General features: G+C 38.0%; 20 protein-coding genes and 1 tRNA gene. 9 read left to right on the forward strand and 12 right to left on the reverse strand.

Annotated features, from left to right (window positions below):
- Positions 1 to 46: 46 nt before the first annotated feature.
- A complete protein-coding gene (locus LT090_RS07660) occupies positions 47 to 433 on the reverse strand; it encodes an ACT domain-containing protein (protein WP_068547633.1) in 387 nt (128 codons plus the stop codon).
- 798 nt (positions 434 to 1,231) lie between these two features.
- On the opposite strand from LT090_RS07660, the gene yfbV reads away from it, so the two are divergent.
- Positions 1,232 to 1,663: a terminus macrodomain insulation protein YfbV gene (gene yfbV / locus LT090_RS07665; RefSeq protein ID WP_068547632.1), complete on the forward strand. Its 432-nt coding sequence runs from the start codon at positions 1,232 to 1,234 to the stop codon at positions 1,661 to 1,663.
- A gap of 111 nt (positions 1,664 to 1,774) precedes the next feature.
- On the opposite strand, the gene rlmA is transcribed toward yfbV, so the two are convergent.
- The 3 genes from rlmA to LT090_RS07680 form a co-directional block, all read right to left on the reverse strand.
- Positions 1,775 to 2,584 (reverse strand): 23S rRNA (guanine(745)-N(1))-methyltransferase, encoded by an 810-nt coding sequence (gene rlmA / locus LT090_RS07670; RefSeq protein ID WP_068547631.1) that lies wholly within the window; start codon positions 2,582 to 2,584, stop codon positions 1,775 to 1,777.
- A 43-nt stretch (positions 2,585 to 2,627) separates the two neighbouring features.
- Entirely contained in the window at positions 2,628 to 3,434 is an 807-nt protein-coding gene (gene xthA / locus LT090_RS07675) for an exodeoxyribonuclease III (protein WP_068547630.1), read from the reverse strand.
- A gap of 127 nt (positions 3,435 to 3,561) precedes the next feature.
- Positions 3,562 to 4,842, reverse strand: coding sequence for an MFS transporter (locus LT090_RS07680; RefSeq protein ID WP_068547628.1), 1,281 nt, complete (start codon positions 4,840 to 4,842; stop codon positions 3,562 to 3,564).
- A 461-nt stretch (positions 4,843 to 5,303) separates the two neighbouring features.
- On the opposite strand from LT090_RS07680, the gene LT090_RS07685 reads away from it, so the two are divergent.
- Both LT090_RS07685 and LT090_RS07690 read left to right on the forward strand, forming a co-directional pair.
- Positions 5,304 to 5,999, forward strand: coding sequence for a winged helix-turn-helix domain-containing protein (locus LT090_RS07685; RefSeq protein ID WP_068547650.1), 696 nt, complete (start codon positions 5,304 to 5,306; stop codon positions 5,997 to 5,999).
- 3 nt (positions 6,000 to 6,002) lie between these two features.
- A complete protein-coding gene (locus LT090_RS07690) occupies positions 6,003 to 7,286 on the forward strand; it encodes an ATP-binding protein (RefSeq protein ID WP_068547626.1) in 1,284 nt (427 codons plus the stop codon).
- Positions 7,287 to 7,387: 101 nt separating this feature from the next.
- On the opposite strand, the gene LT090_RS07695 is transcribed toward LT090_RS07690, so the two are convergent.
- From LT090_RS07695 to LT090_RS07710, 4 genes are all read right to left on the reverse strand, one after another.
- On the reverse strand, positions 7,388 to 7,894 hold the full coding sequence (locus tag LT090_RS07695) for a YchJ family protein (protein WP_068547624.1): 507 nt from the start codon (positions 7,892 to 7,894) through the stop codon (positions 7,388 to 7,390).
- Positions 7,895 to 8,234: 340 nt separating this feature from the next.
- Positions 8,235 to 8,711, reverse strand: a complete 477-nt coding sequence (locus LT090_RS07700; RefSeq protein ID WP_068547622.1) for a hypothetical protein — start codon at positions 8,709 to 8,711, stop codon at positions 8,235 to 8,237.
- Between the two features lie 234 nt (positions 8,712 to 8,945).
- Entirely contained in the window at positions 8,946 to 10,682 is a 1,737-nt protein-coding gene (locus tag LT090_RS07705; protein ID WP_068547620.1) for a thiamine pyrophosphate-binding protein, read from the reverse strand.
- A gap of 18 nt (positions 10,683 to 10,700) precedes the next feature.
- Positions 10,701 to 12,311: an FAD-binding dehydrogenase gene (locus LT090_RS07710; protein ID WP_068547618.1), complete on the reverse strand. Its 1,611-nt coding sequence runs from the start codon at positions 12,309 to 12,311 to the stop codon at positions 10,701 to 10,703.
- Between the two features lie 175 nt (positions 12,312 to 12,486).
- On the opposite strand from LT090_RS07710, the gene LT090_RS07715 reads away from it, so the two are divergent.
- The 5 genes from LT090_RS07715 (at position 12,487) to LT090_RS07735 (ending at position 18,170) form a co-directional block, all read left to right on the forward strand.
- Positions 12,487 to 13,440, forward strand: coding sequence for a helix-turn-helix domain-containing protein (locus LT090_RS07715; RefSeq protein WP_068547616.1), 954 nt, complete (start codon positions 12,487 to 12,489; stop codon positions 13,438 to 13,440).
- On the forward strand, positions 13,437 to 14,042 hold the full coding sequence (locus tag LT090_RS07720; protein ID WP_068547614.1) for a DUF6942 family protein: 606 nt from the start codon (positions 13,437 to 13,439) through the stop codon (positions 14,040 to 14,042). Before LT090_RS07715 ends, LT090_RS07720 begins: the two co-directional genes overlap by 4 nt.
- 156 nt (positions 14,043 to 14,198) lie before the next feature.
- Entirely contained in the window at positions 14,199 to 15,401 is a 1,203-nt protein-coding gene (locus tag LT090_RS07725) for an acetate/propionate family kinase (protein WP_068547612.1), read from the forward strand.
- Positions 15,402 to 17,516, forward strand: coding sequence for a phosphate acetyltransferase (gene pta, locus LT090_RS07730; protein ID WP_068547610.1), 2,115 nt, complete (start codon positions 15,402 to 15,404; stop codon positions 17,514 to 17,516).
- 126 nt (positions 17,517 to 17,642) lie between these two features.
- Positions 17,643 to 18,170 (forward strand): hypothetical protein, encoded by a 528-nt coding sequence (locus LT090_RS07735; RefSeq protein ID WP_068547608.1) that lies wholly within the window; start codon positions 17,643 to 17,645, stop codon positions 18,168 to 18,170.
- Between the two features lie 108 nt (positions 18,171 to 18,278).
- Here LT090_RS07735 and LT090_RS07740 read toward each other — a convergent pair.
- The 3 genes from LT090_RS07740 to LT090_RS07750 all read right to left on the reverse strand — a co-directional run bounded on the left by LT090_RS07740 (position 18,279) and on the right by LT090_RS07750 (position 22,549).
- Positions 18,279 to 18,355 (reverse strand) — tRNA-Val (locus tag LT090_RS07740).
- Positions 18,356 to 18,764: 409 nt separating this feature from the next.
- The gene (locus LT090_RS07745) at positions 18,765 to 20,885 is read right to left on the reverse strand and encodes a hypothetical protein (protein ID WP_070795913.1); all 2,121 of its coding nucleotides are present in this window, start codon (positions 20,883 to 20,885) and stop codon (positions 18,765 to 18,767) included.
- Between the two features lie 293 nt (positions 20,886 to 21,178).
- On the reverse strand, positions 21,179 to 22,549 hold the full coding sequence (locus tag LT090_RS07750) for an MATE family efflux transporter (RefSeq protein WP_068547604.1): 1,371 nt from the start codon (positions 22,547 to 22,549) through the stop codon (positions 21,179 to 21,181).
- A 53-nt stretch (positions 22,550 to 22,602) separates the two neighbouring features.
- On the opposite strand from LT090_RS07750, the gene LT090_RS07755 reads away from it, so the two are divergent.
- Entirely contained in the window at positions 22,603 to 23,235 is a 633-nt protein-coding gene (locus LT090_RS07755; protein ID WP_068547603.1) for a riboflavin synthase, read from the forward strand.
- A 56-nt stretch (positions 23,236 to 23,291) separates the two neighbouring features.
- Here LT090_RS07755 and LT090_RS07760 read toward each other — a convergent pair whose 3' ends face one another.
- Positions 23,292 to 23,498, reverse strand: coding sequence for a CPXCG motif-containing cysteine-rich protein (locus LT090_RS07760; protein WP_068547601.1), 207 nt, complete (start codon positions 23,496 to 23,498; stop codon positions 23,292 to 23,294).
- Between the last annotated feature and the right edge of the window lie 94 nt (positions 23,499 to 23,592).

A 23,592-nucleotide genomic window follows, 5' to 3' on the forward strand; every position in this document is an offset into this window, starting at 1 on the left:
TTTGCTTTAATTGTTGTCGCAATCGATATTGAGAGTCTTAATAACATTAGTCATTAATGATCATATAATCATCTGCTCGTAATGCTTTAATTGCTTGTGTTACAGTGTCTTGTTTAACAAGGATATAATCGGTATCAAAGGTCGAAATCGCAAAAATACTAATTTTCTTTTGAGCCAATACCCCGGAGATGTTAGACAAAATGCCTGTCAATGAAAATCCTAATGGACCTAATACTTCTAGTGCTCTCCATTCTCTTTCTACTTCTAAACTATCGAGTTGCGTATCTGCAGGGACAACAATTGATAATTCATCATGGGTTTTACTAATAAAGTAAACACTGGCATCAAATACCTCTGCAGGTACTTTTGTTTCAGGAGTAAAACTATGAATATCAAAATATTGTTCAAGAAGTTGTAATGTTTGTTTGGTCATATCTCTGACTTTCAAAGAGATTAAGAGTAGCAATACTATACCGCAGCACTTCCTACTTTGGTATAGCTACGCAGTATTTACCATGCAATTATCAATAACAATGCACTATATGATGGCTGTATAGAGAATATAACTTGATCGTTTCAGGTTCGTTACCAGTGACGACTTTTTAAAATTAGATGTTATAAAACCAGAAAAGACGATAGAGCCGTTATAATTGTATGATTAGTGAGTATTTAGTGCCTTATTTCAGTAAATTTAAATAAAAAGAAACTGTAACATTATCCACAATAGTTGTGGGTAACTATGTTTATAACCCGTGTTGATGTTTATAAGTCTTTGTTATTTAATGTTAATATGGTGTAGTTCAAAAAACGGACGCATCAACTTTGTGGTTAATAAATACACTATATGCTGTCACTTAAAGAATCATGTTTATAAGAGTTAAAACTGATATTTCCAACAGTTTTCTTCTAGTTATCTAGCATATAAAGTGAATTAAAGTGTTATTTTTAGGGGCCATTCAAACATATAAAAATAGAGTCACAAGTTATTGTTGAAAAGATCTTGAATGGATCCTTTTTCGAAACACGACCGTAGTATAATGATTAGTGCACTCTTTAAGCGATTAGCAGCGTCGGTTTACAATGACAAATTTTGTAACCTTTTTTCGATTGTATGGCTATATAATCCGCGATATTGTGTTATCTTTATAGTATTGACTCTGCTTAAGTGTTTGACCAAATTCACGACCTGTAGTCAATAGGGTAAATATTTAATAAGGCATTGGACTTTACTATGCAAAAATCACTAGCACAGCAAGTAAAACAAGGAAAAGAATATGTTGATCTTTGGCCGCAAAAGCCAGAGTTAAACAATTATTTTTCTGAGTACCGTGCAGTAATCGTAAGCCGATTTTTATTTAAATATGGTGCACCGTTAGCACTTGTTGCTTTATTAATGCCAATTTTAACCATAGGCACAGAACAAATTAAACAGGGCATCGTCTATGGTTTGTTTATGGCTACTCTGCCGGTTCAAGCATTATTTATGATGTATAAAAAATCGGAAGAGAAATTACCTCCGTCACTTGCCAGTTGGTATAGAGAAGGGGTTGAGAAAATAAAACAACAAGAGCCAATGTCTGAGCAATCACTTGCTGTTAGTCAACCTAAGTTTCTAGATTTGGCTAAATTACTAAATATTAGCTACCAATCAAAACGTTTTTAATTACCTTTCTATCTGAGGTTTACATAGGTGTTTGTATAAGCTTTTGCGTAGGCGTTTGTATACGCATTTTTGCAATTGCTGACGCAACCTATAAATTAATGCTTATATAAACTAAGCGTCAGCTTTTTTGTAGACTCTGATCAGAAAATCAGCCTGACAAGAAAATATTTCACATTTTTGTAAATAGTCTAAAAGAGATTCAGAGGTCTTAAAAGCAAACGGCGTCATCGCCAATAAACTTAAAGATTGTTCATTGTTGAACTGCATCGTGTAGTTTAAATGCTCTTGTTCAATCATCTCAAAGCCGTCAATATCGTATTTTTCAATATTATGTTGTTTTGGTGTTTGATAGATTTGTTGCTTCAATTCCCACAAGTGATCTTTACCTGGTGTCACTGTAACTAGATAGCCATCATTGTTTAGCAGTCGACTAAATTCTTCTGCTTTGATTGGCGCATAAATAGAATATAACCAATCGAAAAAGCCATCTGAAAACGGCAGTTGTGCAATAGAGCCAACGCTAAAAGCACAGTTTTTATATTTCTTAGCGGCGATTTTGATGGCATTTTTCGCGATATCGACGCCATAGACCTGATTGTTATCGGTCTTATGACCATTGGTATAATAACCCTCACCACAGCCTGCATCGAGCACAGTCGGTTTTGCCCCGAAAGAGTGATAGAGCTCTACCAGGCGATTTCTCAAAGGAAGATAGAAATCAGACTCGAGAAATTGTCTTCTGGCGTTAACCATTTGTTTGTTATCGCCAGGATCTTTGGAGTGCTTAAATTGCACCGGTAATAAGTTTACGTATCCTTCTTTAGCCTTATCAAAACTATGATTGTTGTCACAACGAAAAACTTTATCAGCAAGGTTTAAAGGTTGCTGACAGATTGGACAGAGGTAAAGGGGATTATCCATAAATTTTATATTCTCTATACTGATGTTTTATCGATAAATGAAATTATTCAAATGTCGACCAAATTGGCGCATGATCAGAAGGCTTTTCAATACCTCGCAATTCATAATCAACGTCTGATTCAATACAGCGTTTTGCTAAAGCAGGAGTTGCCAACACCACATCAATACGTAATCCACGGTTATCATCAAAACCACGCGAACGATAATCAAACCAAGAGTAACGTTCCGTAGTGTCAGGGTGTAACTCTCTAAATGTGTCTTTAAAGCCCCAGTTTAATAGTGTAGACAACCATTCTCTCTCTTCTGGCTGAAAACTACATTTACCGGTTTTTAACCAACGCTTACGATTAGGCTCACCAATTCCGATATCTAAATCTGTAGGTGAAATGTTAATATCACCCATCACAATAACGTTCTCTTCATTGGTGTGATATTCGTTTAAATATCCCATCAAATCTTTGTAAAATTGGCGCTTATATGGGTATTTGGTTTCATGACTTATGTTATCGCCTTGTGGAAAATAACCATTAAGTACAGTTACTTCGTTTCCTAACGAATCAGTGGTTTTTACCATGATCATGCGCTTTTGCATGTCTTCATTGTCACTTGGAAAACCTTTTTGAACGCTAATCGCTTCCTTCTTACAAAGCATGGCTACACCGTAATGTGCCTTTTGGCCGTGAAAGTATACGTGATAGCCCATGGCTTCAACATCGGCTAGTGGAAACGCTTCGTCATGTACTTTGATTTCTTGCAGGCCAATAACATCTGGCTGATGCTTATCGATGATCGCTTGCAGTTGGTGAAGGCGGGCACGTAGGCCATTGATATTAAACGAAATGACTTTCATAAATAAATCTTCTTCTTGTTCAGTCTAAGTTTTGATGGGCTAATGCTAGCAAAACTGTGGTTAGAGATGAATAACTATCTTTGATTAATGTGTTTTTGTATAACCTAAATTAGTTGCTCAACCAAAGCTAATCATTGAGTTGCCTGTCATCAGCGCTAATTTCTTTATCGTTCGGACTTGTATTTTCAGACAAGCGGGGGTGACCAGCAAAACCATAATACAAACTTAATACGGCAACTATCATTAAAATACCACCAGTCATAATTGCATATACGCTACCGTATATCGCAATCAAACTGCCTACAATCGCCATGAGCATATTAGACAAGCTGAATGTCGTGGTGATTAAACCCATCAACTTACCTTGGTCTTCATGGTCAAACTTTTCCGATGCATAAACTGACAATAGAGCGTTATAAATAGCAATAACTACACCGATAAGTGGATATATATACCAGACGCCTTGTTCACTAATCAAGTTGTGGAAAAGCATGAAAATTGCGAACAGGGTCATGGCAATTAAACAGGCGTTAACGCTACCGACACGCCTTTTTAAGTAAGGTAAAAGGTTTACGCTTGAAAGTATCATTGCGGTCGTTAAAATTGCGGTGATGAAGCCAATACCTGGACCTTCAAAGTTAAACGACTCTACTAACCATAGCGGATAGAATTCATAGAATGCATTTGTTGCTAAGGTTGAAAATAAGAATACGTAGAACAAACGTCTGATTGGTTGATGTTTTAGTAAAGTAAACGAGTTTTGCTGATAAATTAAACGTCTTAACGACAGTTTAGATGTTACCACTTGCGCTGGGGATTTGGTTTCTGTGAGTAAAAAATGAACCAATACAATGGTCAAAGCCATTGCAATTGCACCAACAACAAACGCGTGATGATTACCATAAGGCTGGAGTAAACCACCGACTAATGGGCCAACCAGCCAACCAGCATACGTTGTTGCGCTAACCAAGGAATAACTTCGTGTTCTGTCTAATGGCGGTGAAAGGTCGATAGCAATTGCTCTCGCGATAGCAATATTGCCTTCGCTAATGCCAGTAATGAAACGAGTTAAGGCAAACAATAGATAGTTTTCACTGAGCAATGCCCATACTGAACACAAATAACCTATCGCACTTATTGTTAGGGTGATCATTAATACTTTTTTACGACCATAAATATCAGACGCTGCGCCAATAAATGAGCTACCTATCAAAACACCGAGAGGGTAAATTGCTAATAAGAAACCTAACAATAATTTAGGGTTTAAATTGGCAAAAGTCGTAAAGTCATTTACTTCATTAAGGAATAATGGCGCTAATATCGGATAAGGCAGGGCAATGCCAGCACAACTTAATAAAACAATTAGTAAAAGGGTATAAAGCGATTTTCTCGCCTGCAGCTCAGTCATAGATTGAAAACTAGGGAAATTATCGGCCTATTTTATCGCTGAAATGAAGTTGGTAACAGAAGAAAAACAAAAAAAATGACTTTTTAATTTAGTCTTTATAAATCAATTAACTAAAATGTAACTGAGATTAAAATTTAAGCAATGACAATAGACTTTTTTTGGTACTTTTGAGCTGTTTTGTAACTTGACTGTAAACGCGAGTATTGATTTGTTATCAAGAATTGTTAAAAAAATGTTAAAAAATTAGTCTAAGTTATTGTTTTATATTGATTTGATGTGTAAATTTAATGTAAAGGTGTTTGTAAAATAACATTATTAACTGTCACGTTATTTTGTTATAACTATAAACATATGTACGAGAAGTGAACTTTTCTACTAAACTTTACAGTAACTTACAAATAAAAAGCTAAGTTGGTTATTAATAGATGGAGCGATATTAAATGTCAGAAAACAAACCAAATTTGAAAAAAATATTACTTGTAGAAGATGATCGTCAGTTATCTGATTTGATCAAGGATTTTCTAGTAGGTGAAGGTTTCCATGTTAAACAAGAGTTTAGAGGCGATACTGTTTCTAAAACTGTTGAAAACTTCTCTCCAGACTTAATTGTTCTCGATGTGATGTTACCTGGTAAAGACGGATTTACCGTTTGTCGTGACTTACGTCCGTCATTTAGTAACCCTATCTTAATGCTTACTGCAAAAAGCACGGACTTTGACCAAGTACTTGGTTTAGAAATTGGTGCTGATGATTACGTTGCTAAGCCAGTTGAACCTCGTGTTTTATTAGCGCGTGTTAATGCGTTATTACGTCGCGGTCAATTACCTAAAGGTGGCAGTGAGAAAGCAGAAATCACTTGTGGTGGTCTGCATGTAAATCGCAACTCTCGTCAAGTGACGTTAGCAGGCGAAAGTATTGAGCTTACAAGTCAGGAATTTGACTTATTATGGCTGCTAGCTACTCGTGCCGGTGAAGTTCAAAATCGTGACTACATCTACAAGGCAGTAGTTGGTCGTGAGTACGATGGTATGGACCGAAGCGTCGATGTACGCATTTCTCGTTTACGTAAAAAGTTACATGACAGTAACGAGACACCGTTCCGTATTAAAACTATTTGGGGACAAGGTTATTTATTCGTGCCAGATGCATGGGAATAAATAATGCAATTGGGTCGCTCCTTTTTTAGCCTGTATTTTTTTATTGTTGTATGTTTTGCGGCTTCAAATTGGTTACTAGATCAATATTGGAGTTTTAATGTTAAACAAAACGTTGAATCATATACAGGCTATAAAACAGTCCTTAGAGCGCTTAATGAACGTTTGATTGACTTTCCTCAAGAGGAATGGTCAACTCGAATGGAAAGCGCGACAGAACGTTTCAATCTACCACTTAAAGTTATTCCAAAAGAGAATGCAGAAGCTATTGCTCCAGGTTTTAAGGTGGATAACAGCAGTGATATAACTGTTTATAACAAAGATACATATATAACCTTATTTATGCCAACAGCTGACGGCTCTAGTTACTTGGTATTAGGTGCAGTTGAATCTCCTACGAGACCAAGAATAGAAACCTTATATCGTACAATGATCATGGTGTTGTTAGGTATTGGTGTGTTTGTATGGATATGGCCGATTTCTAAAGATCTTGATAAGTTAAATAAGTCTGCCAAGGAATTTGCTCAAGGTGACTTTAAAACCAAGGTTGATAAAGGCTCTTCGGTTATCGTTAAACCAATGTTAGATACTTTTAACATGATGTCGGGTCGTATTAATTCATTAATCGAAGCTCACAAAGAATTAACCAACGCGGTTTCTCATGAACTACGTACTCCGTTAGCTCGCAGTAAGTTTGCATTGCAGGTGCTTCGCGGCGCCCAAGATGATGAAACCCGTCAACGTTATATCGATAAAATTGCTACGGATGTCGATGAGTTAGAGTCGTTAGTAAACGAGTTGCTAGTATACGCAGCGTTTGAAAGTGAACAGCCAAACATATCGTTTGCCAACGTTGATGTTAAAACACTGGTTGATAAGCAGGTCTCAGGGTTTTCAAATGAAACGGTAAATATTAATTGTTTATCTAAACTGAAAACATTGAATTGTGATTGTGATGCCCACTTTATTAATCGAGCAGTAAGTAACTTGCTTACCAATGCGATAAAGTACGGTGATGGCATTATTAACGTAAGCGTTGCAAAGGTTGCAACGAACGCCGAAATTATTGTAGAAGATAACGGCCAGGGCGTAGATGATAATTTTAAAGAAATTATATTTAACGCGTTTTCAAGATTTGATGAATCTCGTGGTAAAGACACTGGCGGTTTTGGTTTAGGGTTGGCAATTGTGAGTAAAATTATGCTTTGGCATAACGGTAGTGTCGCAGTTGAAGACAGTTCATTAGGTGGCGCTAAATTCATTTTGAAGTTACCAATCAAGCATCAATAAAAAAGTTATTGTGGACAATACTGTTAGTGAATATGTCGCTCTAAGTAGCAAAATTTAAAAGCCAGAGTCTATACTCTGGCTTTTTTGTTTATCAATCTTATTTAAGCTTCTAACATACAACAACGCTTGTATTTACGGGCGCTTCCGCATGGACAAGGTGAGTTACGCGTAACCTTTTGTAGGCGTTTATGCTGCTTGATATCACCATCTAAGTAGCGCCAAAGTCCATTTTCTTTGATGAATCTAGAGTTCTCATGTAATTGCCATAATTCGTCATTTGCAAAGTAGTTTGCGCAAAATTCAACAAAGTCATAACTAGCTTTTATATCAGAATTTTTATTGTTTGAGCTATTTACATTTTTGTCAGTGCTAATGATCTCTAGTTTGCACCAGGTTGTTTCATCCATCCATTGTTGAATGTCGCTTATAGAATTGTCGATTTGCTTTTCTTTAGCATAAGTTAGCTGAATATACACCGCGTTTTTTTGTTGATAAGCACTATATCGAGAACGCATTAATTGCTCAGCAGTATCAGCTTCTTTATCGCCATTTATAATTGGTTGGCAACAAGCATCAAAGTTTTTAATTGAACCACAAGGACATTTCATTAGAGTATTTCGTTTAATTGAGGATTTAATTGAGCGTTTAATTATGATTTAAATTGAACACAGTGCGATTGTATCAATATTCCGTCATTATAGAAAAGTGTCTTCAACAAAGAATAATGGCAAGTTAAGAATAAAGTAATTAGATAGAAAAGATGTGTAAGTCACACACAATACATACTAAGGAAAGATAAAAAACGGCAAAGATAACAATTAGCGCAGGTGGAACTACAAAATACTGGAGATATTTTTGTTATCTTTGCCTAATGCTAGGGAGCAGCTAGGGTCTAATTATGTAACCGATGCGAATCAGGTTACATGCACTTAATTTAGTGTCAGTTCTTTAGTGTAAGTTCGGTTGCGTCTTATTAACGATAATGCATTCTGTATTACCTTGTTTAGCACACGAATGTAAGATAATAATCTGGCTATCGGTTAACTGCGGGTTATTTAAAATTACGGTAGAACAATTTCCTTTTAGAAGTGCTCTGGCAATTTTATCAAACGCTACTGGTTGATGATGGCCTTGAACTCGTAAAAATTTGCTTTTGTCGATGTTGTCGGCAAGGGTCAATACATCATCATCGTCACCATCTACACATAAAACCCAACGTTTTTGCTGTTGATTTTTAAGGCAAACTTTAGCCAATGTATCTCGATAAAAAGAAGAAGAATGAGCTTGTTCAACTTTAACCCAAGGATTTTTCAATGCATGAGTTAAGCCGTTCGTTACCTTTTTAGTTACAACTAAGTTTCTGTTATTTCTAACATTAGTTGCATTGTTAGGATTGATTGTTGGGTTAGTCATTGAGTTAATCATGTTCATTCTCCAGTGCCGTTTCGGTGTTCTTTATAACTACTGTATGAATAAACAGTATACTCATTTTTTAACCAGGTCAAGTTTTTACTGAATATTTATACAGTAATTAATTTGAGGCATAGATTAAGGCATGGGTTAAGGCGTAGTTTAAGTGGAAAGAGGCGGGTTCGAACGTTAAATTTCGGCAATAAAAAACCAGCATAACGCTGGTTTTTATATTAGCAGACTGAGCTTTTAATCGGTTATTTTTCTATATATCGCTCGACCAATCATTCTTATTTTAGTTGGAAAGGGCATTCGTTTAAGGTTGGTTTTAACTATCCCCTGAGTAAATGCTGTTGGTTTCGAGTAATCAATTTTTATATCTAATATAACTGGCTTGCCCTGATCAGCTAAACTACGAGCATCATAAATAGCTTTGGCAATTTCATCATTACTATTTATTTGAATATACTCACAACCTGTCGCCGTAGCGATACCTTGTAATTTAGTTTGTGGCAAAACGGTGCATGTTTTTCGATTATACGGAATTTGTTGAGCTTGGGATATTTGTGAAAGTTCACCATCATTAAACACTGCAATAACGGCACCTATGTTGTTCGCAACGGCAGTAGCGAGCTCCATACAAGTCATCATAAATGCACCATCGCCAACTATCGCCACAACATCGTTGTCAGGCGATGCGAGCTTAGTTGAGATGGCTGCTGGTGTAGCATAACCCATACAGTTAAAGTCAGTAGGTGAGATAAATCCACGAGCTTTATGTATTGGCATCAACTCAGCGCTTAAGAAAGTGTGGTTGCCGTCGTCAACTACAATTTTTGCATCATCACTTAATTGATTTCTTAACTCATCGAAAAATAAGGCTGGGTTAACTCTGTCTTTACTGTCGTGATCATACCAAGATTGTTTGTGAAGCTTCTTATCTGCTGATATCGATGCTCTTAATGACGCAGAGTCGGCTATTGGAGATTGTTGTCTTAATCTATCTAATAAGGCTGTTGTTATTAATTTAGAATCGCCTTCAACACTAATTTTAGTTTTAAAGTTGCAATCAAACACTTTAGGGTTGATATCGATATGGATTAAATTATCAGGTAATTCACCACCAAAGCTTCCGGTAGCAATTTCTGCAAAGCGAGTGCCAATAGCAAGAACGCAATCGGCATTATTAAATGCATTTTGCGCGGCAGGGGCTGCAGCTGGACCAAAACAAAAACCTGCATGCAGTGGGTTATTTGCAGGAAAAGCGCTAATACCTTGCAAAGTCGTAGATACTGCGGCGCCAACATGCTCGGCAATTGCTTGTAAATTATCACTGGCGTGAACTGCGCCCCAACCAGCAAAGATAACAGGGTTCTTAGCATTAATTAAAAGTTCAGCAGCATTATTAATTTGGTTTTCAATTTCACTACTTAAACCAAGTGATGCGGATGCTTGATAAGGGAGTATTTCTCCTGCGTCACCTTTATCAAGTTGTAAATTTACAGGAATTTCAACGAATACAGGGCCTGGCTCGCCAGAGGTGGCAATATCGTACGCTTTATAAATCGTTTCAATGATCTGATCATGGTTTTCAACTTTAAAGGCTGCTTTGGTTATACCATCAACTAGTTTAAGCTGGTCTAACTGATGCAATTGATAATTAAATTTCGAATCGTTACGGATGCCGCCAGAAATGACTAGCATAGGGATACCATCTAAATATGCTTCAGCAATGCCACTCGCTGCATGCGTGACGCCTGCAGCTGGTACTATTACCATTGCCCCAATACTATCGGTGGTGCGGCTTATTGCATCAGCCATAAAACCACCATGACCTTCATGCATCACAAGGTAGGGGGTTATGATCTCTGAATTGTTTAATTCATCATAAATTTCAGTATTGTGAACGCCAGGAATACCAAAAGTGTATTTAACGCCAACTTGTTCTAATGCATATCGAGTTAACCATGCTGCTGTCTTTTTCATAATCTTTCCTAGCTATCCCTATTGATTTATATGTTTAGCTGCTTGTCGTGCTGTTAATATGCAGCCGGATAAAAATGTACCTTCCAATGATTTTTCACCGTTTGCACCACCACCACCAAATCCGGCGCATTCACCGATAGCGTAAAGGCCTTTTATCGGCTGATTAGCGTTGCTAATAACCTGTGAATTTAAATTAGTTTGAATACCACCTAAGCTTTTACGGCTGATCAAACGTATATTAATCGCAATCAATGGCCCATGCTTTTTATCTTGAATGGGGTGTGGCTTACATGTTCTAAGCTTATCCGCTTTCCATTTTCGGCAATGTTCGATCCGACGAACCTGATCGTCATTTAATAGTGCGTCGCCGCGAATAAGCATTTCGTCGTAATCATCCAATGTTTGTTGTAGAACGTGTGATTCAACCTTATTTTCTCGGGTTAACTTATTCATTTTATCAACTAGTTCTGTCACCGAATTTGCGACAATAAAATGCTCACTTTCGTTTTCCATTTGCTTTACTAAACGATGATTTCCAAGCAAGGTTTCTTTAAGCAGAGTAAAGAGTTTTTTGTCGCGGATCATTGGGTTATGCTCTGCGCCTGAAATTGCAAATTCCTTGCTAGCTATTTTCCAGTTTAATACTTGCCAGCCATAACCATCATCTTGATCGGCCATGCGCTGACATAAATAATTAGTATCAAAGCCGGTAACCAAAGGATCTGGACCGATCCTTTCGCCTTTAGAATTTAACCAAAGCGCTGATTTACAAGGGATCAAACTTAGCCCTTGTTTGTTAAATTTAGGTTTAGGATGCGGAATACCGGCAGCATAATTCCACATTTTATCTAAGTGCGTAACTTGGCCGCCGTTGTTGCTTACTTCATCATGGAGTAAACCATCACAACTAGGGTGAGTGCCATTTAACAAAGTCTTTGGTGCGGGCGACCAATGCGCTGGCCAGTTTTCTTTAACTTTTTCTAAATTACCTGTAAACCCGCCGGAAGCAACAATCACTTGTTCGGCTTTAAACTCAAGTTCGCCATCATCGAGAATAACTTTACAGCCAATGATTTTATCGTCTTGTTGGATCAGACTCGAGACTTTGTGGTCAAATTTAAAACTTAGGTTTTTATTGATATAAGGAGTGAGTTTTTGCATTGACTTTATCACTAACTCGCGCGATGACCCCCAAAGAATATGGTAGCGCGGAACACTATTACCAGGTGTGAATAAGCCTCGCTCAACCCAATTAACCGCTGGTAAAAACTTAATGCCTAATTCGTCTTTTACATAGCGATAAACATCGTCGTAGCTTTTATCGCAATATAGCTTTGCCCATTGTTTAGGGTAAAAGTCTGCATCGTCAAAGTTGGCAAATGAACACCAATCTTTAAACGCAATGTCGCTGTTATCGACAATGTTATTTCGTTTCTGCTCAGGCGTACCAACTAATGCCATACCGCCAAAAGCCCATTTTGCTAATCCGCCAACTTCAGATTCTGCTTGTGCATCGAGGATCAGCACTTTCTTATTATGTTTAACGAGCTCAATGGCACAGGTTAACCCTGCAATACCAGCGCCAATAATAATTGCGTCTAAAGAATTGTCGTGTAACACAGTTGCCATAGTTTAATTATTCCTAATCAGTTTCGATAACCTAATCACGTTAGATATTTTGAATTAGCGTTTCTATTTATTTGTATATGTAGTTAAGTTTATTCGAAATATGCTTTACACAAATTTATTGTCATAGCATTATCATAGCTAATACACCGTTCTTAGCTATAGTAAAAATTACCTAATGTCTGAAATGACCATAGACAACACTCAATTTGCTGAATTTATTGCTGATATTTATACGGCTACGGGCAAAATAGAGCTGACAGAGTATCGCCATTGGGCACTTACTCAATTGCAAAATCAAGTTCAATTCGATGCTGCGCTATGGAGTAATGGCCACCAACAAACGATGAGTTTCCATAATCATACGTTATTTAATATTGATCAAAGCTTTACTCAAAAATTACTTGATTACTTATCGATTAATCCATTGGCTGACGTACTTCTTAAGAACCTTGGCTCGCCAATCGATATGAAAGATCTAATAGAAGACAACGACTTTTATCAATCTGAAATTTACCTCAAATGCTTTAAACCTTTCGGCATACAGCGGATATTATCATCGATGCACCTTGATGAACGAACCGGTTTATTTACGTTACTAACTTTATATCGGTTTGAACGCGACAAGGCATTTAGTCAAAACGCTAAACAAATCCATAGGCAGGCATTGTTTCACTTATTACGCAGTGACAAGCATGCGTTGTTTATGCAACTTGAGCATCAAAGAGGCTTGAATAAACACAGTCATAAAGCGATTTGTGACCAGCAAGGCTACTATCATCAAATGCAAGATTCTTTTGCCGATCTGGTTGAGCAAAGCTGGGGAGAAGAAGGGCTTAGTAGACTGCCGATAGATATCGTTAATGACCAAACCATTTCTCATCACCATCTTAATGTGTACATTAAAGCCATTGACGAACTCTACTTAGTTGAAGTTTGGCCGCAGGGGCCACTCGACCAACTAAGTGTGCGAGAACAACAAGTAGTGCAAACATTGCAACAAGGGCTAACCTTTAAACAAGCTGCGAAACAACTAGAGTTATCACCGTCAACGGTATCGAATCATTTATATCGAATTTATAAAAAATTAAATGTCGGTAGCAAAGCTGAATTGTTAAAGTTGCTGTCATGAGTAAACGCAAAGTGACGATTGAAAGAGATCCTAAAATTCAAGGACTGGGCGACGAGCAGGCTAGGTTTAACGTATATTGCGAACATGTACCGCCATTGAGTCGCTACCAACAGCTAGCAAAAGTAGAATCGGTTAAAGCGGGCGAGTTAAAAGATATCGGTGACTCGACGTCAAATCATTGGCGTAAGATATTTAATGTTTATGCCAAACTTCAATTTGAGTTAGAGCCGCAACAATATGCAACTTGGCAGCAACTTCGAGATGACTGGTTATTGCAAGCAAACTGTAATGTTTCGTTGTTGTTTCAACCAAGTTCTTTTGATAACTCTTTCGAATGCAATAAAATCGAATCCGACAAAGAACTAAAATCTGAGGCGATTCACATCGTTATGGGTAAAACATACGGGGTTAAATTGCGCGAACAATATTTTGATCGTACAGGTAAAGAAATAAGTTTATTTTGGGCGACAGCTGAATTTGCCATATGTCAGTCAAAAAAGTTGATCATCTGCCCGTACTTTGATTATCGGCAGTTGAGTAATATTAAAATTACCCAATTAGTAGGGCTTATCAATCATTTATCAGTGAGTAAACAAAAGTAAACAGTAGTAAGTAATAGTAAGTGAGTGAAAATTGAGCAATTGAAAAAATGATGTTAAATTTTTTTAATCTAAATCAATCATTTCAATAAGATCCACTATACTATTGGCTAGCGTTATTAATAACAATTATCAATAAATTTAAATAATGGTTTCATAATGAATAAAAATATAGTTTTGGTGATAAATTGTGGCAGTTCGTCACTTAAATTCTCATTAATCGACCCTAAAACTACCGAAGAGCTCGTTAGCGGCATCGGTGAACGATTATTATCAAATGATGCAGTCATTAAATTTAAAGCAAATGGCACAAAACAAACATTTGATTTACCGGCTCCGTTTGATCACCAAACCGCCGTGGCTGCGCTGGTTGATTATTTACAACAAAACAACCTTCAACAAGACGTTATTGCAGTCGGTCACCGCATCGTTCATGGTGGCGAAAAGTATTCACAACCAATTTTAATTAATAGTGACGTTAAACAAACGATTAAAGAGTTGTCGAAACTCGCGCCGTTACACAACCCGGTGAACTTAATTGGTGTTGAAGCGGCAGAACGTGCCTTTGCAGGATTACCTCAAGTCGCAGTATTTGATACCGCTTTTCATCAAACCATGCCGGAAAAAGCATTTTTATATGGCATACCTTACGTATTATATAAAGACCATGGCATTCGCAGTTATGGTTTTCATGGTACCAGTCACTATTATGTCAGTAATCAAGCTGCTCAAATGCTTGGTAAAAAGATTAATAACACCAGCGTTATCGCCGCTCACTTAGGCAACGGTTGTAGCGTTACTGCCGTTAAGGACGGTAAAAGTGTTGATTGTTCTATGGGCTTTACACCATTAGCAGGGGTAATGATGGGCACTCGCAGTGGCGATATCGACCCTGGTATTATTTTCCATCTTGTTGATCAACTCAATTATAGTGTTGAGCAAGTCTCTGCCATGTTAAATAAAGAAAGTGGTTTGTTGGGCGTATCGCAAATGAGTAACGATTGTCGCACCATTGAACAAGCAATATTCGACAGCAATGACCCACAAGCAACGCTGGCGATGGATATCTTTAGCTATCGAATTGCTAAGTCGATAGCATCATTAACAGCCTCTTTAACAAACCTAGATGCGTTAGTATTTACCGGCGGTATTGGTGAAAACTCGGCCTATGTGCGTGAACAAGTGGTCGCTAGTCTTAAATTATTAAATATTGTGATTGATGACGCTAAAAACCAAGAAATATGCTTTGGTAAATCAGGCAACATCGCACAGGCTAGCTCAACACCATGTTTGGTGATCCCAACAAACGAAGAATTAGTGATAGCAGAGCAGAGCTATCAATTACTGCAAGAGGGCAAATAAATGTCACGTCGTATAATGTTAGTGCCAATCGGTTTTGGCGTGGGTTTAACAAGTGCTTCCTTTGGTATGTATCACAAACTGCAACAACTCGGTGTTGATGTTGGCTATTTCAAGCCTATCAGTCAGCCATCGCGTAACGTGTTAACTAATGATCGAAATACCAAAGCAGAATTTAGTGAAGTGAATCGAAATTCAATCCCATTATCTTATGTTGAAGAAAAAGTCGGTGATGATTTGCTTGATGTTGTGCTAGAAACTATCGTCGGTAATTGTGAAGATTTTGGTAATGATATCGTTATTATTGAAGGCCTGATCCAAACTACTCGGCAGCCATATGCCGCAAAAATTAATAGTGAAGTAGCGCAAGCTCTGTCAGCAGATATAATCTTTGTCGCAACTCCTGATGGTGATACTACTGAAGAGTTTCAAGATAGATTGGAAGTAAGTGCTAGAACCTTTGGTGGTCTGAAAAATAAACGCATCAAAGGCTGTATTATTAATAAAATAAATTCGCCGGATAAAGATGTTATCGGTTTACTGCCGAGAGAATTTGAGCAAGAAGAAACTCAAGATATAGAGCAATGGCAAGATTTACCTATATTTAAGAAAGGAAACTTTCATTTAGTTGGGGCTGTACCTTGGGAAATGGATTTAGTTGCGCCACGAGTAACTGAAATTAAAAGTTATTTGCATGCCAAAGTATTAAATGAAGGGGATATGGAGCATCGCCGTATACGTAGTATTAGCTTTTGTGCTCGAAGTGTTGCCAACCTCATGAGTCATTTAGTCCCAGGTCGTTTAATCGTTACTCCAGGTGATCGAACCGATATTATTATTGCCACTTGTCTATCAGCGTTAAACGGTACAAAAGTAGGGGCGTTGATATTGACCAATGGTTATCTGCCTAATGAAAGTGTAATGGAGCTATGTCAGCAGGCCTTTAAAACGGGTTTACCTGTACTATCAGTGCCTTGGGATACATGGGAGACATCTCGTCATTTACTGGCATTTAATCCTGAGATCCCAGAAGAAGACATACAGCGCCAAGATAGGATCAAGCAATATGTTGCCGATCATTTAAATCAAGACTTACTCGATTTGTATCTTGATTCTAAAGTTCGAGGGCAATTATTGTCGCCGCCTGCGTTTAGACACAAACTCACGTCATTGGCGCAAAAAGCGAATAAGTTTATCGTGCTACCTGAGGGTAATGACATCCGCACAATTAAAGCTGCTGCAATCTGTGCTGAGCGCGGTATTGCACGTTGTCAGTTACTCGGTAATAAAGAAGAAATTTTGTTAATTGCCGAACAACAGGGCATTACTTTACCGGAAGGCGTGTTAATCACCCAACCAGAATCAATAGTTGAAAACTATGTATCACCATTAATGAAACTAAGAGAGCACAAAGGCTTAACTGAAATAGTCGCTAGAGAAGAGCTCAAAGATAATGTGGTGTTAGGCACTATGATGCTGCAACTTGGTCAAGTTGATGGCTTGGTTTCCGGCGCAGTTAACACTACGGCAAATACCATTAGACCGGCATTGCAATTAATTAAAACAGCGCCAGGCAACTCATTAGTTTCATCTGTGTTCTTTATGTTATTGCCTGATCAGGTGTTTGTTTACGGTGACTGTGCCATTAACCCAGACCCTAATGCCGAACAGCTTGCCGATATCGCCATACAATCTGCAGACTCTGCTGCGGCGTTTGGTATTGAACCTAAAGTGGCGATGATCAGCTATTCAACGGGGAGTTCAGGCGCTGGCCAAGATGTTGAAAAAGTCGCACAAGCGACCAAAATAGCGCAACAAAAACGCCCAGATTTACTTATTGATGGGCCACTGCAATATGATGCTGCGGTAATGGAAAATGTGGCGAAGAAAAAAGCTCCTAACTCTAAAGTTGCGGGTCAAGCCACGGTATTCGTATTCCCAGACCTTAATACTGGTAATACAACCTATAAAGCAGTACAACGCTCGGCAGATTTAGTCAGCATTGGTCCAATGCTGCAAGGTATGAATAAACCGGTAAACGATTTGTCCCGGGGAGCTCTGGTAGATGACATTATTTACACCATAGCGCTTACAGCAATTCAAGCCACTCAGTCATAAATTGGAAAAAAAACTACTGTTTAGAGTCGTTTGGGAGCAAATCCCATACGACTCTGATAAGAAATAGATTGTTTTTAAATTGTCGATAATTTATTCTTATTAACGTTCTATTAACATGGAGTTTTTATGACAAGCACAGCACTCACAGATCTAATTCGATATTTTAACGTTGCCAAAACGAAAGGTGATGTAATTTTACGACCACAAAAAAACGTTGGTGATAAAGTAGAGTATTCTAACCAAGAAGCGTTAATTAATGGTGTTTGGCTTATTCGTAACCGCGTTGACTTAAAAGATGCGGCCTTCCTTTTTGATCATTGTCCGCTGTCACTAGTATGGGGTTTTAAAAAAATTGCCACCGAGTTTCATAACTGGCATTTAGAGCCTGAGCCTATTGTTGATGGTGTGACTGAAGATGAACATGAAAGAAATCAACAATTGATTAATAAATTACAATCTGAATTGAAAAATTTACAAGGCATTATCGATCTTATTAAAGAAGAAGAGCCGGCGCTAATTAATCGAATCGCTTTGCAGTTTATTAACGATAACCGCCGTAATACCATTACGTCAGCGCAAGAAGATGCACGAACCACCGCAGAAAAACTTTCCGAACAACAAGCCGCAAGTGTAAAAGCGCTGCTTAACTTTTAATACCGCCAAGACTCATATAGCTTAGAATACCAATTCAAGTAATTGATAATTATAGAATTTAAGGATTTTTATAAATTTTCAAGGAGAGGGTAACACTTAATTTGAAGATGGTGCTCGCTGCTGGACTCGAACCAGCGACACCTTGCATGTCATGCAAGTACTCTAACCAACTGAGCTAAGCGAGCGTATCTTTTGAGGTGTTGAATGAATCAACGAGGGCTATGTTAGCCAGATGCTTTATTTGATGCAAGTGCTTTTGTGGTTTTAATCTGAATCTTTATGCTAACTGATTATTTCTTAGACAAAATTAGTAAGAATAGTGAGAAAATACCAAGTTCACCTGATTTATAAATAATTTCTAATTGTTAAATTAATTTTAATCTGAATTCTAATAAGGAATGTATTTAGCTAGTTTAAATATTATCATGGGGCGATGGGACTTTTAGTTGTCAATATAAATTGCACCTATAACAATCAATATCAAACCTTAAGCTCGTTATAGTAAAGGTTATAAATTTAATGTATAAAAAAATAATGCTTGCTTAAATTGACGGCTAGCGCACCAATAACTTGGCACGATAGCCGTGATAATGATTAATGCCCTAAATCTTTTTCAAGTATTGTAATTACAGGCGTGTCTAACAATAAAGGTTTTAGAATTTCTTTGACACTATAACTGTCGCCACCAGACCATTGGTCGCCCCAAGTTATAATTTCACCAGAATCTGTAATTGCCGCAAATGAAGTAAGGTTTGCGTAAATAGACTTAACGTTTGTTAATAGTTCGGGTTGATAATTTAAAATGTAGGTATTATTTCCCCAGCTAATAACGCTGTTATCATTTTTTATTGCAGAAAAAGCGCCGCTGTTTGCCACAATAGTCTTAACGTTAGTTAGTGCCAAATATGGAGTGTAGCCACCATTATTTGGCTCACCCCAAGCAACTACACTGCCATCTTCTTTAAGAGCGGCAAATGCATATTGATTAGGGAATATAGTTTTTACACTTTCTAACGTTACGCCAGAACTATCACCACCATAGATGTCGTGGCCCCATGTGATTACACTGCCATCTTCTTTTAAAGCGGCAAATGCACTTTGAGTTGAATAAATGGTTTGTACATTTTCTAGCGTCACATTGGAACTATCACCACCATAGATGTCATAGCCCCATGTGATTACACTGCCATCTTCTTTTAAAGCGGCAAATGCATATTGATTTGAATAAATGGTTTGTACATTTTCTAGCGTCACAGTGGAACTATCACCACCATAGGAAGCGTTACCCCAAGTAATAACCGTGCCATCTTCTTTTAAAGCGGCAAATGCATATTGAGTTGAATAAATGGTTTGTACATTTTCTAGCGTCACAGTGGAACTATCACCACCATGGGAAGCGTTACCCCAAGTAATAACCGTGCCATCGTCTTTAAGAGCGGCAAATGCATAGTGGTTTGAGTATATCGATTCCACATTTTCTAGCGTCACAGTGGAACTATCACCACCATAGATGTCATAGCCCCATGTGATTACACTGCCATCTTCTTTTAAAGCGGCAAATGCATAGTAGTTTGAGTATATCGATTCCACATTTTCTAACGTTACGCCCGAGCTATCTGCACCATAACTATTGTGTCCCCACGTTAAAACAGTACCATCACCTTTTAGCGCAGCGAAAGCAAGACTGTTACTTGTAACAGAAATTACATTGTGCGATTCAGTGTGAGATGGGTAACGTGTTAAGTTACCGCCCCAAGTTACTATTGTTCCATCAGTTTTTAGCGCTGCATAAGAATGATTTGCGGTATAAATATCTTGAATAGAACTTTCAGCAGTCTCAATAGTAAATTCTACGTAACTTGAGTCGGATAACGCTTCGGCATTAGTTGATGAAACCTCTGTGATTATCGTTTTACCGTGATCTTCGACGCTATACTCAAGAGTATTTGTAGACGATGCATAAACACCATCATTAAACCACTTGTATTGATGCGCATTTAGGTCACATTCGTCACAAGTTATGTTTGCAGTTAAGATGCCATTGTTACCGGTTATATCAAGCTCAGTAATGTCAGCATTTACCCCTACAGAGTTAACAAAAATGCTATCTGAGCGAGAAGTCGTACCATCACTGACAGTGTAAGTTATGATATCTGTGCCAACAAACCCATTAGGTGTGTAGGTAACATTTAAGTTTGCCGCGTCCGTCGCGTCAACTAACGCAATAGCAGCTTCACCTTTTGCTGTTCCTATCGAAGTGAGAGTGATATCCAAACCGTCAGGAGAGCTTACATAGTCTGATAAATTGATCGTTTTTGCTGTGTTTTTGTCCGTTTCAAGCAAAACATCGAGTGTTTGCGGACCCTGCAGCCCATCAGCACCATTTAGGCCGTCAGAGCCGTCAGAGCCGTCAAAGCCGTCAGCGCCGTCAGCACCATTTGTACCATCGACGCCATTTGTACCATCGACGCCATTTGTACCATCGACGCCATTTGTACCATCGACGCCATTTGTACCATCGATGCCATTTGTACCATCGATGCCATTTGTACCATCGACACCATTTGTACCATCGACACCATTTGTACCATCGACGCCATTTGTACCATCGATGCCATTTGTACCGTTTATACCATCAATACCATCATCCCCGTCAGCACCACAGCCGGTTAATAATATTGATGCCATTAAGATTGCAATTGCCGTTCTTGACATTTTATATCCTTATATTTATTGTTTTTGTTGTTTTTGTTGTTTTGGAATCTCTAAATTAGACCAAAATTCAATATATTTTAACTACGTTGTGGTTAGAATGTAAATACTAAATTTCTACTTGTTAAGTATTGTTCAAGTAGTTCCTAACTAACAACATTTCTTAGATAAAAATTGCCGATAGGTACTATTGCGCTGAGGGGGAGCTAATACGATATTATTATAAATAAGTCATTCGTTTATCTCGCAACTTTTGGTGTTAAAAATTTTCAATCCTATAATGCAGTATCTATTAATTATGAGGGTAAAATGCCTAGCTCTGCGCGGGTTTGAATTATCTTTAAACGCCATGCTAAAAATACCGCCGCAGTGGTTAAACCGGTAATAAAACCAATCCAAAAACCAGCTGGCCCCATTTGCGGGCCAACCCAATCCGTGAGTCCCAAAATTAAACCTACCGTTAAACCCACTAGCCAGTATGAGACAAAAGTAATATACAAAATTGACTTAGTATCTTTGTAGCCTCTCAGTGCGCCGGCGGAGATAACTTGGATAAAATCTGAAAACTGGAACAACGCCGCTAAGAACATTAGTTGCACAGCTAATTCGATTACCGTTTCATCGGTGGTATAAATTAACGCGATTTGCTCTTTAAATACGATAGTAATTGTGGCGGTAACGATGGCAATGATAAAACCTAATATCATTGAATTAGTACACATATCTTTTGCTTGTTGGAGCTGGTTTTTACCCACTGCAGTGCCCACTTTAATGGTGACTGCTAGTGCTATTGATAACGGCACCATAAACACCAAACCTGAAAAGTTGAGTGCGATTTGGTGACTGGCAACAATTTCGGCACCAAATGGCGCGAGTATTATTGCAACGACCGAAAATAGCGAAACTTCAAATAGCAGCGATAATGCAATAGGTACGCCTAATGCCAAGATAGTTTTAATCTCTTTAAAATCAGGCAAGGAAAGGCTTTTTAATAGTTTTACATGGGCTAATTGTTTTGAGATGTATACGTAAATAAGCATCCCAATAAACATCGCCCAATAGACAATTGCGGTAGCGATACCACATCCTGCGCCGCCAAACTCTGGGGCCCCGAAGGCACCATAAATAAAGATGTAGTTAGCAGGGATGTTGATAATCAAACCAATGATTGAAATGATCATGGTCGGTTTAGTAATGCTTAAACCCTCAGCAAAATTTCTTAATACCAAATACAGGCAAAAGCCTGGGCCGCCCCAAATAATGTAACCTAGATAATCGAGCATTAATTGCTTTAAATCGGGCTCCAATGTCACGTGTTCAATTATTAATGGTGCAACCGCGTAAAAGCCAATAATAATTAAGATAGACAAAGACAGCGCTATCCAAGCGGTTTGAATCGTTGAATGGCCGATTTTTTTTGATTGATTGGAGCCTGCGTATTGCGACACAATTGCGCTTAGCGCCATGACTACGCCAGCAATGGTTAGAATAATTGGCAACCAAATTGAACTGGCAACAGCAACTGCAGCGAGATCTGTGGCACTGACTCGACCTGCCATAACCGTATCTGCAAAGCTCATTAACGTTTGTATAAGCTGGGCAATCAAAATAGGATAGGCGAGCTTTAACAGAGCTTTGGTATCGATGAAAAATTTATCTAGTGTCATGGCGTTAAAGATCAGATAATACGTTTAAAATAAATATGAGTGATAGATGATATATGTTTACTGGAATAGTGCAATCAACAGCAACCGTTAAATCAATATTAAATGGTGAGAACTTCAAACATTTCGTTATGGAAATGCCGCTTGAATTGCTTAAAAATTTAGAGATAGGTGCAAGTGTGGCAAATAACGGTGTATGTTTAACAGCTGTCGCCTTTAAAGAAGTTGATTCGGTTAATGGCCAGATCGAATTTGATGTTATCGATGAAACGCTACGTCTAACCAATCTAAACGATATTGATGTTGGTTCTTCTGTAAATATTGAACGCTCTATGAAAGCTGGCGATGAAATAGGCGGCCACATGGTTTCCGGTCACATTCACACTACCGCTAAGTTAACTAATCGAATTGATAGTAAAGACAATTGCCAGATGACTTTTGGTATTGATAAAAAATGGCAAAAATATTTGTTTGCGAAAGGGTTTATTGCGGTTAATGGTTGTAGCTTAACGCTCGGTGATGTTGTTCAAGGTAGCTTTAATTTACATTTGATCCCGGAAACATTAGATCGTACCAATTTAGGTAAGATGAAACTCGGTGAGTTAGTTAATATCGAGATTGATCAACAAACGATGACGATTGTTGATTCGATTGAACGCATTATGTCAGAACAAGCATTAAGTAATTAATGTATAACAGTTAATCACTAAACAGTATTTAATATTAAGTAAACCGCAAGCTAAGACTAGAACACCTGCTCATCGTCGGCATCTACGGCTAACTGTATTACTTGATTATACTCATCAATATGCATTGTCATATGAATATCATTGCAACAAGCAGGGCATGATTCGTAGTAGTTTTGATCGCCTTGCGTGGTGTCTAAGTCGATATGCAAGTGGTGAGCACAATGTGGGCATTCTATTGTTTTTCTACTGACACTCTGGGGCATGATTGCCTCCGTATTATTTAGCTATTATTAAACAGTTCTCTTATTGTTATTGTGTATAGTTTTAGTATGGCTGTTTTTAGTGAAAATTGCCTGT

Source organism: Thalassotalea crassostreae (assembly GCF_001831495.1).
GTDB lineage: Bacteria > Pseudomonadota > Gammaproteobacteria > Enterobacterales > Alteromonadaceae > Thalassotalea_A > Thalassotalea_A crassostreae.

Coding starts and splice junctions, on each gene's coding strand:
- LT090_RS07660 (WP_068547633.1), bottom strand. CDS start 433: ATGACCAAACAAACATTACAACTTCTTGAACAATATTTTGATATTCAT.
- yfbV (WP_068547632.1), top strand. CDS start 1,232: ATGCAAAAATCACTAGCACAGCAAGTAAAACAAGGAAAAGAATATGTT.
- rlmA (WP_068547631.1), bottom strand. CDS start 2,584: ATGGATAATCCCCTTTACCTCTGTCCAATCTGTCAGCAACCTTTAAAC.
- xthA (WP_068547630.1), bottom strand. CDS start 3,434: ATGAAAGTCATTTCGTTTAATATCAATGGCCTACGTGCCCGCCTTCAC.
- LT090_RS07680 (WP_068547628.1), bottom strand. CDS start 4,842: ATGACTGAGCTGCAGGCGAGAAAATCGCTTTATACCCTTTTACTAATT.
- LT090_RS07690 (WP_068547626.1), top strand. CDS start 6,003: ATGCAATTGGGTCGCTCCTTTTTTAGCCTGTATTTTTTTATTGTTGTA.
- LT090_RS07695 (WP_068547624.1), bottom strand. CDS start 7,894: ATGAAATGTCCTTGTGGTTCAATTAAAAACTTTGATGCTTGTTGCCAA.
- LT090_RS07700 (WP_068547622.1), bottom strand. CDS start 8,711: ATGATTAACTCAATGACTAACCCAACAATCAATCCTAACAATGCAACT.
- LT090_RS07705 (WP_068547620.1), bottom strand. CDS start 10,682: ATGAAAAAGACAGCAGCATGGTTAACTCGATATGCATTAGAACAAGTT.
- LT090_RS07710 (WP_068547618.1), bottom strand. CDS start 12,311: ATGGCAACTGTGTTACACGACAATTCTTTAGACGCAATTATTATTGGC.
- LT090_RS07715 (WP_068547616.1), top strand. CDS start 12,487: ATGTCTGAAATGACCATAGACAACACTCAATTTGCTGAATTTATTGCT.
- LT090_RS07720 (WP_068547614.1), top strand. CDS start 13,437: ATGAGTAAACGCAAAGTGACGATTGAAAGAGATCCTAAAATTCAAGGA.
- LT090_RS07725 (WP_068547612.1), top strand. CDS start 14,199: ATGAATAAAAATATAGTTTTGGTGATAAATTGTGGCAGTTCGTCACTT.
- pta (WP_068547610.1), top strand. CDS start 15,402: ATGTCACGTCGTATAATGTTAGTGCCAATCGGTTTTGGCGTGGGTTTA.
- LT090_RS07735 (WP_068547608.1), top strand. CDS start 17,643: ATGACAAGCACAGCACTCACAGATCTAATTCGATATTTTAACGTTGCC.
- LT090_RS07745 (WP_070795913.1), bottom strand. CDS start 20,885: ATGTCAAGAACGGCAATTGCAATCTTAATGGCATCAATATTATTAACC.
- LT090_RS07750 (WP_068547604.1), bottom strand. CDS start 22,549: ATGACACTAGATAAATTTTTCATCGATACCAAAGCTCTGTTAAAGCTC.
- LT090_RS07755 (WP_068547603.1), top strand. CDS start 22,603: ATGTTTACTGGAATAGTGCAATCAACAGCAACCGTTAAATCAATATTA.
- LT090_RS07760 (WP_068547601.1), bottom strand. CDS start 23,498: ATGCCCCAGAGTGTCAGTAGAAAAACAATAGAATGCCCACATTGTGCT.